13 protein-coding genes and 1 pseudogene are annotated in these 11,061 nt (G+C 66.3%); 7 read left to right on the top strand and 7 right to left on the bottom strand.

Going from position 1 to position 11,061, the window contains the following annotated elements; translation table 11 throughout:
• Window positions 1-80: 80 nt before the first annotated feature.
• Window positions 81-914, bottom strand: a complete 834-nt coding sequence (rsmI, locus tag SPR01S_RS19880) for a 16S rRNA (cytidine(1402)-2'-O)-methyltransferase (protein ID WP_066593231.1) — start codon at window positions 912-914, stop codon at window positions 81-83.
• A 12-nt stretch (window positions 915-926) separates the two neighbouring features.
• Between rsmI and SPR01S_RS19885 the strand changes: the two genes are divergently transcribed.
• Window positions 927-2,117, top strand: a complete 1,191-nt coding sequence (locus SPR01S_RS19885; protein WP_066593232.1) for a penicillin-binding protein activator — start codon at window positions 927-929, stop codon at window positions 2,115-2,117.
• A 148-nt stretch (window positions 2,118-2,265) separates the two neighbouring features.
• On the opposite strand, the gene hemW is transcribed toward SPR01S_RS19885, so the two are convergent.
• Complete coding sequence (gene hemW / locus SPR01S_RS19890; RefSeq protein WP_066593237.1) at window positions 2,266-3,420, bottom strand: radical SAM family heme chaperone HemW; 1,155 nt, start codon at window positions 3,418-3,420, stop codon at window positions 2,266-2,268.
• 27 nt (window positions 3,421-3,447) lie between these two features.
• On the opposite strand from hemW, the gene SPR01S_RS19895 reads away from it, so the two are divergent.
• Window positions 3,448-4,011 (top strand): CAP domain-containing protein, encoded by a 564-nt coding sequence (locus SPR01S_RS19895; RefSeq protein ID WP_066593246.1) that lies wholly within the window; start codon window positions 3,448-3,450, stop codon window positions 4,009-4,011.
• A gap of 58 nt (window positions 4,012-4,069) precedes the next feature.
• Here SPR01S_RS19895 and SPR01S_RS22075 read toward each other — a convergent pair whose 3' ends face one another.
• A complete protein-coding gene (locus tag SPR01S_RS22075; RefSeq protein WP_245662134.1) occupies window positions 4,070-4,267 on the bottom strand; it encodes a hypothetical protein in 198 nt (65 codons plus the stop codon).
• Between SPR01S_RS22075 and SPR01S_RS22210 the strand changes: the two genes are divergently transcribed.
• A complete protein-coding gene (locus SPR01S_RS22210; protein WP_369405275.1) occupies window positions 4,197-4,418 on the top strand; it encodes a CAP domain-containing protein in 222 nt (73 codons plus the stop codon). The genes SPR01S_RS22075 and SPR01S_RS22210 overlap by 71 nt on opposite strands.
• Window positions 4,325-4,588 (top strand): annotated as a pseudogene (locus SPR01S_RS22140) (CAP domain-containing protein); the annotation flags it as partial. The gene SPR01S_RS22210 and the pseudogene SPR01S_RS22140, both read left to right, overlap by 94 nt.
• Window positions 4,589-4,627: 39 nt before the next feature.
• Here SPR01S_RS22140 and rdgB read toward each other — a convergent pair.
• Window positions 4,628-5,257 carry an RdgB/HAM1 family non-canonical purine NTP pyrophosphatase gene (rdgB, locus tag SPR01S_RS19905; RefSeq protein WP_066593249.1) on the bottom strand — a complete coding sequence of 210 codons (630 nt, stop codon included), beginning with the start codon at window positions 5,255-5,257 and terminating at the stop codon, window positions 4,628-4,630.
• On the bottom strand, window positions 5,254-5,976 hold the full coding sequence (gene rph, locus SPR01S_RS19910; RefSeq protein ID WP_066593258.1) for a ribonuclease PH: 723 nt from the start codon (window positions 5,974-5,976) through the stop codon (window positions 5,254-5,256). Before rph ends, rdgB begins: the two co-directional genes overlap by 4 nt.
• Before the next feature lie 519 nt (window positions 5,977-6,495).
• Here rph and hrcA point away from each other — a divergent pair.
• The 3 genes from hrcA (at window position 6,496) to SPR01S_RS19925 (ending at window position 9,598) form a co-directional block, all read left to right on the top strand.
• Window positions 6,496-7,539, top strand: coding sequence for a heat-inducible transcriptional repressor HrcA (gene hrcA / locus SPR01S_RS19915; RefSeq protein WP_066593259.1), 1,044 nt, complete (start codon window positions 6,496-6,498; stop codon window positions 7,537-7,539).
• Window positions 7,540-7,575: 36 nt separating this feature from the next.
• The gene (locus tag SPR01S_RS19920; RefSeq protein WP_066593269.1) at window positions 7,576-8,133 is read left to right on the top strand and encodes a nucleotide exchange factor GrpE; all 558 of its coding nucleotides are present in this window, start codon (window positions 7,576-7,578) and stop codon (window positions 8,131-8,133) included.
• A gap of 241 nt (window positions 8,134-8,374) precedes the next feature.
• Window positions 8,375-9,598 carry a threonine synthase gene (locus SPR01S_RS19925; protein WP_066593265.1) on the top strand — a complete coding sequence of 408 codons (1,224 nt, stop codon included), beginning with the start codon at window positions 8,375-8,377 and terminating at the stop codon, window positions 9,596-9,598.
• On the opposite strand, the gene SPR01S_RS19930 is transcribed toward SPR01S_RS19925, so the two are convergent.
• On the bottom strand, window positions 9,595-10,362 hold the full coding sequence (locus SPR01S_RS19930; protein ID WP_084251318.1) for an energy transducer TonB: 768 nt from the start codon (window positions 10,360-10,362) through the stop codon (window positions 9,595-9,597). The genes SPR01S_RS19925 and SPR01S_RS19930 overlap by 4 nt on opposite strands.
• Window positions 10,363-10,434: 72 nt before the next feature.
• Complete coding sequence (locus SPR01S_RS19935) at window positions 10,435-10,935, bottom strand: PH domain-containing protein (RefSeq protein WP_066593267.1); 501 nt, start codon at window positions 10,933-10,935, stop codon at window positions 10,435-10,437.
• Window positions 10,936-11,061: the final 126 nt, after the last annotated feature.

An 11,061-nucleotide genomic window follows, 5' to 3' on the forward strand; every position in this document is an offset into this window, starting at 1 on the left:
TTGGGTTTCCGGTGCTCAGCCAAGCCTCCCCCACCCCAACCCCTCCCCTGAAGGGGAGGGGCTATTACTGATCGTTCTTGTCATTTCTTCATCTCCATCGCCCGCGCATAGAGCTCCCGCCGATCGAGGTTCAGCCGCTTGGCCACTTCGCTCGCTGCCTTGCTCGCGGGTAACCTCGTCAATGCTTCGGCGAGCGCGCTATCCGCATCCTCGTCGCTCGCCGGTGCCGCTTCGCCGGGCGGCGCCACCACCACGACGATCTCCCCCTTGGGCGCCGCCTCGGCGTAACGAGCGGCAAGCGTTGACAGGGTACCCGTCACTGCTTCCTCGAACTTCTTGGTGATTTCGCGCGTCACCGCTGCTTCGCGGTCGCCGAGCTTTTCCGCCAGCAGAGCCAACGTCGCCGCCAGCCGCGGCCCCGATTCGTACAGTACCAATGTCGCGCGAATGGCCGCCACTTCGGCAATCGCCTCCGCCTTGGCGCCGGCCTTGGCCGGCAGGAAACCGATGAACAGGAACCGATCGGTCGGTAGGCCAGCCAGGGTCAGCGCCGCGATCGCCGCGCAAGGGCCCGGGATCGTGACGACCGCGTGCCCGGCCGCGCGCGCGTCGCGCACCAGTTTATAGCCTGGATCGGAGATCAGCGGGGTTCCGGCGTCGCTCACCAGCGCGATCGCTTCCCGCCCCATCCGCTCGATCAGGCCGGGGCGGACGCGGTCGGCATTGTGGTCGTGATAAGCGATCATCGGCCGCTTTATGCCGATGTGCCGGAACAGTCCGGCCGTCACGCGCGTATCTTCGACCGCGACCAGGGCAGCATTCGACAGCACGTGTGCCGCGCGCGGCGACAGGTCACCGAGATTGCCGATCGGGGTGGCGACGATGTAGAGACCGGGCATAAGAACATCAGACATCAGGGGATCGTCATGGCAGAGGCAGCAACCGCACCGCAACGACTGACGCAACTAAAGCGGGCGGTTTTCCTGTTCGGGCTGTTTGTGCTCAGCGCGTGCTCGACCGTCGTGCCGCGCGGCGCGCCCCCGGTAGAGCGTGGTCCCGCGGTCGTCGCGCCGCCGGTTGCGCCTCCGGTGATGCCGGGCTTGCCGACCGATAACGAGCATCACATGGTCGCCTTGCTGGTCCCGTTGACCGGCGCCAATGCTGGCGTCGGCAAGAGTATCGCCAACGCGACCCAGTTGGCGTTGCTCGATACCAACAATAGCTCGCTGCGCATCACCACCTACGACACCGCGACCGGTGCGGCCGCGGCGGCGCAGCGCGCGATCGATGACGGCGCGCGGGTGATTCTCGGGCCGTTGCTTGCCGAGGACGTTCGCCTGGTCAGCCCGATCGCTAGGCGCGCCGGGGTGCCGGTGATCAGTTTCTCCAACGATTCGAGCCTGGCCGGGTCGGGCGCCTATTTGATGGGCTATTCGCCGGCACAGTCGATCGAACGCGTCGTCGATTATGCCCGCGACCAGGGGATCACCACTTATGGTGGCTTGGTCGCCAACGGAATCTATGGCCAACGCGCGTCGACCGCTTTCCTGCGTGCCGTCGAATCCGCCAAGGGCCAGGTGATCTCGCTGCAGAATTACGACCATAGCAATCCGTCGATTACCGGCGCGACGCTGCGGCTCGGCAAGGCGGGGTCGGTCGGCGCGGTCCTGGTCGTCGATGATGGCGCAACGGCAGCGGGGATCATCCCGCTGCTGCGCCGCAACGGAGAGGCCGGCGCACGCGTGCTCGGCACCGAACGCTGGAATACCGAGGCGTCGATCGCTGCCAAACCTGCGCTCAACGGCGCCTGGTTCGCCAGCGTACCGGACAATCTCTATCGCCAATATGCGGTCAAATACCGCGCGCGGTTCGGCGCCGCGCCCTATCGCCTGTCGAGCATGGGTTATGACGCCGTGCTGCTGACCATCCGGATCGCGCGCGATTGGCGGATCGGCGCGCCCTTCCCGGAGGATCGTTTGCGCGACCGGGACGGCTTTTCGGGCATCGACGGCGCATTCCGGTTCAGCCGCGACGGTATCGCTGAACGCGCGCTCGAAGTGCAGGAAATTCGTGGCGGCACGACCGTGACGATTTCGCCCGCGCCAGCCGGGTTCTAACGAGCCGCAAATCCTCCCCATCGCAGATGGGGAGGGGGACCGCCGAAGGCGGTGGAGGGGAGAATCCCGTCCTCGCCGCTTCGCGGCTACGCCCCCCACCACCGTCTTCGCCGGCGGTCTCCCTCCCCACGCTCGCGTAGGGAGAATTTCAGGTCGTCTCGGGGACGCGAACGATGTCGCCCAGGATGGCGTTGAGCACAGGCATGCCCGCATCGGTGGCTCGTAAGTGTGCGCCGTCCCGTTCGAGCAATCCCTGAGCGGCTAGCCGCTCGATTGCCGGCCCGTCTGCCAGTTTATCGATCGGCTGTTCGCCCAGCGTCGCGATCCGATCCAGGTCTATCCCCTCGGCCAGGCGCAGCCCCATCAACATTGCCTCGATCGCGCGTTCGCGGGGAGCAAGTGCGTCCTCTAGCTCGATGCCGTGGCTATTGCGCGCGACCGCCTCGATCCAGTTCTCGGGCTTGCGCCGCCGCTGCGTCGCGACGCCAGCGCGCCGGCCATGCGCGCCCGGCCCGATCCCGGCATAATCCTGATAGCGCCAATAGGTCAGGTTGTGCCGGCTTTCCGCGCCGGGACGCGCATGGTTGGAAATCTCGTACGCCGGCATGCCCGCGCTCGCGGTCAGCGCGCGCGTGAGTTCGAACAGATCGGCGGCGCGGTCGTCGTCGGGCAGTACGAGCCGCCCAGCCAGCGCCTCGGTCTGGAACCGCGTGCCGGGCTCGATCGTCAGCTGATAAAGCGACAGATGCTCGGTGCCGAACGACAGCGCACGGGCGAGTTCGGCATGCCAGTCCGCCAATCCCTGATCGGGGCGAGCGTAGATCAGGTCGAAGCTGACCCGTTCAAACACGCGCTGCGCGGTGTCGAGCGCGGCCAAGCCCTCGGTCACGTCATGTGCGCGGCCCAGAAACGCCAGGGTTTCGTTGTCGAGTGCCTGCAGGCCCAAGCTCACCCGATTGACCCCGGCCGCGGCGAGATCGGCGAACCGCGCCGCCTCGACCGATGACGGGTTGGCCTCCAGCGTTATCTCGATCCCCGGCTCGAAACCCCAGGCCCGCTCGGCGGCATCGAGCAGCGCCGCTACCGTCGCCGGCGGCATCAGCGAGGGCGTGCCGCCGCCGAAGAAGATCGACCCCAGCCGCCGTCCGGGCAGTATCGACGCTTCATGCGCCAGATCGGCGAGCAGCGCGTTGCGCCACATTTCCTGATCGACCCTCTCGCGAACATGGCTGTTGAAGTCGCAATAGGGACATTTCGAGACGCAAAACGGCCAATGGACGTATAAGGCGAGAGGGTCGGTCATCTGACCCGTGCATATGGAGACGCGCGCATGATCAGGAAAGCGGGGATCGCGCTATTGGCGATGGCGCTGCTGACTGCGTGCGGCGCATCAAGCGGTCCGGAGCGCGTGGTCGAGCCGCGCAACGGCTCCGCGCCCGCACAGCGCGGCGGCGCGTTGCTGCGCCAGGTCATGCTCGCCAGGCATAATGACACGCGCCGCGCGGTCGGCGTTCCACCGCTCGCCTGGGACGAGGGTCTCGCCGCGCATGCGATGGATTACGCCCGGGAACTCGCCCGCACCCGCCGCTTCCAGCACGCGCCACAGCCGATGGGGCCTGGGCGTGAGGGCGAGAATCTCTTCACCGGCACACGCGACGCTTATTCCTTTGCCGAGATGATCCAGTACTGGATCGACGAGCGGAAGTGGTTCGTGAACGGACCCGCGCCCGATTTCAGCACCACCGGTAACGGTGAGGCCGTGGCGCATTACACCCAGATCGTCTGGCGGACGACGACGCGGGTCGGCTGCGCGATCGCCAGCAACGACCGAGACGATTATCTGGTGTGCCGCTATGCCCCGCCCGGCAACGTGATAGGGTTGAGGGCGCTTTAAGCCTTCGCGCGGAGCTTTCGTTAACGCGCTGCGCGCGAGAAAGCGCGGCCATGACCCGCTATCGTTTCCTCGCCGCGATCGCGCTGTTGTCGCTGACCGCGAACGCGCCGATGCCGCGTCCGGGCGGCGCCGCGTTCATCCGCGCGATGCTCGACAGCCAGAACGAGGCGCGCCGCGCCGCTGGCGTGCCCGAGATCACCTGGGACGACAATCTCGCGGTCGATGCCCAGCAATGGGCCGACCATCTGGCGGGCACGAGCAGCTTCTATCACTCGGAAAATGACCGCGGGAATATGACCCTGACGGAGAGGGCGAGAACCTCTTCATGGGCACCCAGGACGCGTACAGCTATCAGCAGATGGTCGGCATGTGGGTCGACGAGAAGAAATTCTACCGCGACGGCGTGATGCCCAATCTGTCGACCACCGGCAATTGGGACGATGTCGGGCATTATACCCAGATCATCTGGCGCTCGACCCGCCGCGTCGGCTGCGCGCTCGCGAATAATGGCGAGGACGACTATCTCGTCTGCCGTTATTCCGAGCCGGGCAATTTCTATGGCGAAACCCCGCGGTAAACCGAACTCCCCTCCCTTCGAGGGAGGGGAGGCTTATGGTCAGAGAACCGCTTCGACCAATTGCCTGAACGCCGCCGCGCGGTGCGTCAGCGGGGTCTTTTCGTCCGGCATCATCTCGCCGAACGTGCGGTCGTGGCCGTCGGGCAGGAACATCGGGTCATAGCCGAAGCCATGCTCGCCGCGCGGCGGCCAGACCAGCACGCCGTCGACGCGTCCTTCGAACCATTCGACATGGCCGTCGGGCCAGGCCAGCGCCAGCGCGCAGACGAAATGGGCGTCGCGGACGGCGTCAGGGCCGGTCGCGGCGAGATTGTCTTCAACCAGCTTCATCGCCAAACCGAAATCCTTGCCCGGCCCGGCCCATCGCGCCGAGAAGATGCCCGGATCGCCGTTCAGCGCCTCGACGCACAGGCCGCTGTCGTCGGCCAGGGCGGGCAGGCCCGACAGGTCGGCCGCCTGCAGCGCCTTCAATTCGGCATTGGCGACGAAGGTCGTGCCGGTTTCCTCGGGCTCGGGCAGATCGAGCGATTTCGCCGACACCGGCTGGATGCCATACGGCCCCAGCAGCGCCTCGATCTCGCGCACCTTGCCCTCGTTGTGGCTGGCGATGACCAGCTTGCCGGGGGCGAGCTTGCGGATCGCCTGGGGATAATCGCTCTCGCCGCTCATCCTGCCGATCCAACCGCTTTCGCTTGCGCCGCGAAAATCTCATTGCAACCGATCCGCGCGAGCCGCAGCAGCCTCAACAACGCTTCCTCGTCATAGGTTGCATGTTCGGCGGTCGCTTGCGCTTCGGCGATATGGCCGTTCTCGAGCAGCACGAAATTGGCATCGGCATCGGCATTCGAATCCTCGTCATAATCGAGGTCGAGCACCGGCGTGCCCTTGAAGATGCCGCAGCTGACCGCCGCGACCTTCTGCGTCAGCGGATCGTTGGCGATCTTGCCGTCGCGCATCAGTCCGTTGATCGCCAGCCTGAGCGCGACCCAGGCACCCGAGATCGACGCGGTGCGCGTGCCGCCATCGGCCTGGATGACGTCGCAATCGAGGGTGATCTGATGCTCGCCGAGCAGCGTCAGGTCGGTCACCGCGCGCAGGCTGCGCCCGATCAACCGCTGAATCTCCTGCGTGCGCCCAGATTGCTTGCCGCGCGCCGCCTCGCGGGCGCCGCGCGTGTGCGTGGCGCGGGGCAGCATGCCATATTCCGCGGTCACCCAGCCCGACCCCTTGCCGCGCAGCCAGGGCGGCAGGCGATCCTCGACCGAGGCGGTCACCAGCACCTTGGTGTCGCCGAACCCGACCAGCACCGACCCTTCGGCATGCTTGGTGAAATGGGGTTCGATGGTGATCGTACGCATCTGATCGGGGGCGCGGCCGCTGGGGCGCATGTAAGTCTCCTGATAAAGGTCGCGACGGCCCTAGGGTCTGTACTCAGTTGCCGCAAGGATCGTGATTGCGCGCAAGAGCTCGCTGACGAGGAGTGCAGCGCAGTCGCGTAGCAGAAGCTACGCGCAAGCAAACGACGGTGAGCAGGTGAAACTGTCCCCCGGACAGTTTCAGCCATGCCCGGGGGGCATGGCGGCCTGCCTCACCGGCGGGCTCCTGCGCGCAACCGCGAAGCGGCGGGCCGATTTTGGTGCCCGGATGAACAGGTCAAACTGCCCCCGGCAGTTTTAGCCGTGTCCGGGGGACACGGCGACCTGTTCATCGTCGCGCGTCGGTCACGATGCTATCAGCATCACTCCCTCCTTGCTCCTCGCCGGACACCAAAATCGGCTCCGTCACGACCTCGCGGTAACTGAGTACAGACCCTGGGGCCTCAAGCCACGGGCGGCAATCACCTGGATGAAAGCATTGCGGGGAGTGGTGGGATTGAGCAGCGGGGCTACGCCGCCTAGATCAGCGGCATGACCGCCCCCGCCGTCACCGAATTGTCCGATCGCGCGCGCGACATCTTTCGTGCGGTCGTGGAAGGCTATCTCGACACCGGCCAGCCGGTGGGATCGCGCACGCTCGCCGATGCCGGCGCGTTCAGCCTGTCGCCGGCGTCGATCCGTAACGTCATGGCGGAGCTCGAGGCGCTCGGGCTGCTCAGCCATCCGCATACCAGCGCGGGGCGGATGCCGACCGACACGGGCCTGCGATTGTTCGTCGACGGCATGATGCGCGTTGCCGAGCCCAGCCTAGAAGAACGCGCGGCGATCGAGGGCAGGGCGGTGCGCTCCGGGCCGGTCGAGGAAGCGCTGGCCGCTACTACGGCGGCGCTCAGCGGATTGTCGGCCTGCGCTGGATTGGTGCTGGTACCGAGAAGCGAATTGGTGCTGCGCCAGATCAGTTTCGTGCCTTTGTCGCCGGGCCGCGCGCTCGCGGTGATCGTCGGCGATGACGGCCAGGTCGAGAATCGCGTCGTCGATCTCGCGCCCGGCACCAGCCAGGCGGCCTTGGTCGAAGCGGGCAATTACATGTCGGCGACGCTCGCGGGGCTGACCCTGGCCGAAGCGCGGGCGCGACTCGACCGCCAACTTGCCGCCGACCGCGCCGCGCTCGATCAGGCCGCGGCGACGTTGATCGAACAGGGCATCGCCGTGTGGAGCGAGGATTCGGATCGCCGGCCGGTGCTGATCGTGCGCGGGCAGGGGCGGTTGATCGACGCGGCCGCGGCCGAGGATCTCGAACGCGTCCGCGACCTGCTGGACGATCTCGAGGGCAAGCAGGAAATCGCCGGACTGCTCGACAGCGCGCGAACCGCCGAATCGACCCGCATCTTCATCGGCGCGGAGAACAAATTGTTCGCGCTGTCGGGGTCGTCGGTGATCGCGCGGCCTTTCCGCGGGATCGACGGGCGCGTGGTCGGCGTGGTGGGGGTAATCGGGCCGACCCGGTTGAACTATGCGCGAGTCGTGCCCATGGTGGATTTCACCGCCGCAACCCTCTCCCGTTTGATCGGTTGAGAGCCAGCAATTTTCGGGGCCAAGACGAAGAGAATGATGACCGAAGACGACAAGAACACCACCACCGCCAATGGCGCGGAGGACCTGCGCGCCGAAACCGCGGAGGCCGCGCCCGAATTGGCCGAGCATGACCGCGTCGCGCAACTGGAAGCCGAACTCGCCGAGGCCAAGGCCGCGGTGATGTACGCCCATGCCGAAGCGCAGAACGTCCGCCGCCGCGCCGAAAAGGAAGCCGCCGATACGCGCGCTTATGCCGTGACCAGCTTCGCGCGCGAGATATTGTCGGTCGCCGACAATCTGGCGCGCGGTCTGTCGGCGATCCCCGCGGACCTGCGCGAAGACGATCGGCTGAAGGGCCTGATCGTCGGACTCGAGGCGACCCAGCGCGAACTCGATGGCGTGTTCCAGCGCAACGGCGTCACCAGGATCGCCGCCATGGGCCTGCCGCTCGACCCCAACCAGCACCAGGCGATGCTCGAAATCCCGTCGGACGAGCCGCCCGGCACGATCGTCCAGGAAATGCAGGCGGGTTATATGCTGAAGGACCGGCTGCTGCGCCCGTCGCTTGTGGGTGTCGCGAAGAAGCCGGAGTGAGGAGAGCGTTATCAATTCCTCCCCAAGCTTGCTTGGGGAGGGGGACCGCTCGGCGTAGCCGAGTGGTGGAGGGGCCGCAGCCGCGAAGCGGCGAGGACGGCCGCTAAAGAGTCCCTCCACCAAGCCGCTTTGCGTCTTGGTCCCCCTCCCCGAGCGAGCTCGGGGAGGAATTTGGAGGGAATTTCCGCCCCTCCTGCTTCACCCCCTCCCGCAAGGGGGATCGGGTTGATATGGCGTGGGAATGAACTCAAACCTCACCGCCGAGCGTCCGACCTTCGTCACGCATCTCGAATGCTCGCTGACCGGTGAGCACTATGAGGCGGACCAACTGTATGGTCTGTCGCGCGCCGGGCGGCCGCTGCTCGTGCGCTACGATCTAGCAGCGGTGCGAGGGTTCGTGCCGCGCGCGATGGTCGAGGCGCGGCCGACTGATCTGTGGCGCTGGCGCGAGTTGCTGCCGGTGCGGCACACCGAAAACATCGTCAGTCTGGGCGAGATCGAGACACCTTTGGTACCGATCGCCAAATCCGGCGGCCCCAATGTGCTGGTGAAGGACGAAGGCCGCTTGCCGACCGGGTCGTTCAAGGCGCGCGGGCTGGTCATGGCGGTGGCGATGGCCAAGGAATTGGGCGTCACCAAGATCGCGATGCCGACCAACGGCAATGCCGGTGCCGCGCTCGCGGCCTATGCCAGCCGGGTCGGCATCGAGACGATCGTTTTGTGCCCCGACGACACGCCGGAGATCAACGTGCGCGAGATCGCGGCGCAGGGTGCGCGCGTCTACCGCGTCAACGGGCTGATCGACGAATGCGGTGCGATCGTCGGCAAGGGCGCCGCCGAGGGCCATTGGTTCGATTTCTCGACGCTCAAGGAGCCGTATCGGATCGAGGGCAAGAAGACGATGGGCCTCGAACTCGCGGCGCAATTGGGTTGGCGGCTGCCCAAGGCGATCTTCTATCCGACCGGCGGCGGCACCGGCCTGATCGGCATGTGGAAAGCGTTCGACGAGCTCGAACAGCTCGGCTGGATCGGCCCTGAGCGCCCGAAGATGTTCGCGGTCCAGGCCTCGGGCTGCGCCCCGATTGTCCGCGCATTCGAAGCGGGTGAGGTCCATGCCGAACGCTGGGAAGACGCGCATACCGTCGCTGCCGGCATCCGCGTGCCCAAGGCGGTCGGCGATTTCCTGATCCTGCGTGCGGTGCGCCAGAGCGGCGGTAAGGCCGTCGCAGTTGGCGATCCCGCGATCCTGCGCGCGGCGGACGATTGCGCGAGGAAAGACGGCCTGTTGCTCTGCCCCGAAGGCGGCGCGACGCTCGCTGCCTATCGCCAGGCGCTCGCCGACGGGCTGGTCGACGTAGAGGATGAGGTGGTGCTCTTCAATTGCGCGACAGGGCTCAAATATCCGATGCCCGACGCGGCGGAGACGCTCGACAAGAACGGGGCGATCGATCTGGCGGCGCTTTAACGGTCGTCGCGATCGTCGCGATCGCGGCGCTCCTCGGGCGGCGCCTCCCACGTGAAATTGTGGTAGACAATGGACCGGACAGGTCTGCCGTCCTCATCATAGGACGGCTTGTAGCGATAGCGCTGCTCCATCAGTCGGCAGGTCAGACCGTCGAGAGCGACGATACCGCTTGAGCGGGTCACACGGCATCCGCTGACGCTGCCGTCGACATTGACGAAATAGCGGACTCCGACGGTCGCTTCGCGATCGATTTGGTCCCAAATCGCGTCGGGCACGTCCCCGCGGCGCATTCGCCCGCTTTTGAGCCGCGGCTCGGTGTCGTTGCCATAGCCGTCGCCATCTCCATCACCTGCACCGCCGCTTCCGGTGCCATTGCCGATTCCGCCAGCGCCGGTGCCCGGGCCCGCAACCGGCGCGGCGCCCTGGGTCGACTGATTGCCCTGAAACGGTTTTTCGGCGGCGGGCAGCGGCGGGGGAGGGACGGGCGGCGTCGGTACCGGCGGCGCGGTCACTTCGGTAGCCTTGGACTTGATATTGGGCGGCGCGGCCTTGCCTTCGGTCTTATGGCTCGGCTTGGGCTGGGTCTCGATCTTGATTTCGGGCGGCGGCGGTGGCGGCACGAAGGCAAGCAAGTCGTTTTTGACCGCCCCGATCGTCGGCAGGTTCACGACCAGCCCCGCGACCAACAGATACAGGATCGCCGCCTGCACCAAAGCGGCGCCGATCAAGCCCTTGAGGCGCTCGGGAGTGATCGTTGCGGTCATCGTCGCACGGCATTTACCTGTTACCGACTGAACGCGCGCTGTCCGCCCCGGGTTGCCTGAACGCGGGCGGCGTCATGGCATGGTTGCTTCCTGCACCATGTCGAACTCGCGCACGCCGCGTGCCCGCCGGGCGGCGTTCACCAAGTCGCGCAATTTCTCGCGCCGCGCCTGCGCCTGCTCGATATTGCGGATCGCGAACGGCCGCCCGGCGGTGGTCTCGTCGCTGGACAGCAAGGTGATTGTGCCGATCCCCGCCCATTGATTGATCAGCGAAAAGTCGATCCGGATGTCCTTGATCCGGTACAGCTCGATCTCGTCGATCGATTTCCTGAGGATGCCGCGATGGAGGATCAGCCGATCCTGGGTCACCTCGTAAGTGGTGGCGAGATTCTGGAACCACTTCACCGCCGCGATCAGCAGCGCGAGCGCGATGAAAGCGAGCGGGTAGAGCATCCCCGTCATCAAAGCTCCGATCGCGCCGATCGGCACCAGCAACAGCGTTCCCCACCCGGCCAGCGTGCCGCGCAGCCAGCCCCAGGTCGAAGAACGGAAACGGTCGAGCGTCTGTGGCATAGGGGTCCCTCCGTAAGGGGAGTGTAACGCGGTTGAGGGGATAGGCTAGAGTCACAAACGTCATGCCGGGCTCGTCCCGGCATCCACCAAGCCTAAGACGCGTCCGTTGAACCTCTGGTACCGGGA

It is taken from the genome of Sphingomonas pruni NBRC 15498, assembly GCF_001598455.1.
Classification (GTDB): domain Bacteria; phylum Pseudomonadota; class Alphaproteobacteria; order Sphingomonadales; family Sphingomonadaceae; genus Sphingomonas; species Sphingomonas pruni.

Excerpts from the sequence above, each read along its gene's own strand:
- rdgB (WP_066593249.1), bottom strand. The coding sequence starts at position 5,257 with ATGAGCGGCGAGAGCGATTATCCCCAGGCGATCCGCAAGCTCGCCCCC.
- SPR01S_RS19935 (WP_066593267.1), bottom strand. The coding sequence starts at position 10,935 with ATGCCACAGACGCTCGACCGTTTCCGTTCTTCGACCTGGGGCTGGCTG.
- SPR01S_RS19925 (WP_066593265.1), top strand. The coding sequence starts at position 8,375 with ATGAACTCAAACCTCACCGCCGAGCGTCCGACCTTCGTCACGCATCTC.
- SPR01S_RS19930 (WP_084251318.1), bottom strand. The coding sequence starts at position 10,362 with ATGACCGCAACGATCACTCCCGAGCGCCTCAAGGGCTTGATCGGCGCC.
- SPR01S_RS19920 (WP_066593269.1), top strand. The coding sequence starts at position 7,576 with ATGACCGAAGACGACAAGAACACCACCACCGCCAATGGCGCGGAGGAC.
- rph (WP_066593258.1), bottom strand. The coding sequence starts at position 5,976 with ATGCGCCCCAGCGGCCGCGCCCCCGATCAGATGCGTACGATCACCATC.
- hrcA (WP_066593259.1), top strand. The coding sequence starts at position 6,496 with ATGACCGCCCCCGCCGTCACCGAATTGTCCGATCGCGCGCGCGACATC.
- SPR01S_RS19895 (WP_066593246.1), top strand. The coding sequence starts at position 3,448 with ATGATCAGGAAAGCGGGGATCGCGCTATTGGCGATGGCGCTGCTGACT.
- SPR01S_RS19885 (WP_066593232.1), top strand. The coding sequence starts at position 927 with ATGGCAGAGGCAGCAACCGCACCGCAACGACTGACGCAACTAAAGCGG.
- hemW (WP_066593237.1), bottom strand. The coding sequence starts at position 3,420 with ATGACCGACCCTCTCGCCTTATACGTCCATTGGCCGTTTTGCGTCTCG.
- rsmI (WP_066593231.1), bottom strand. The coding sequence starts at position 914 with ATGTCTGATGTTCTTATGCCCGGTCTCTACATCGTCGCCACCCCGATC.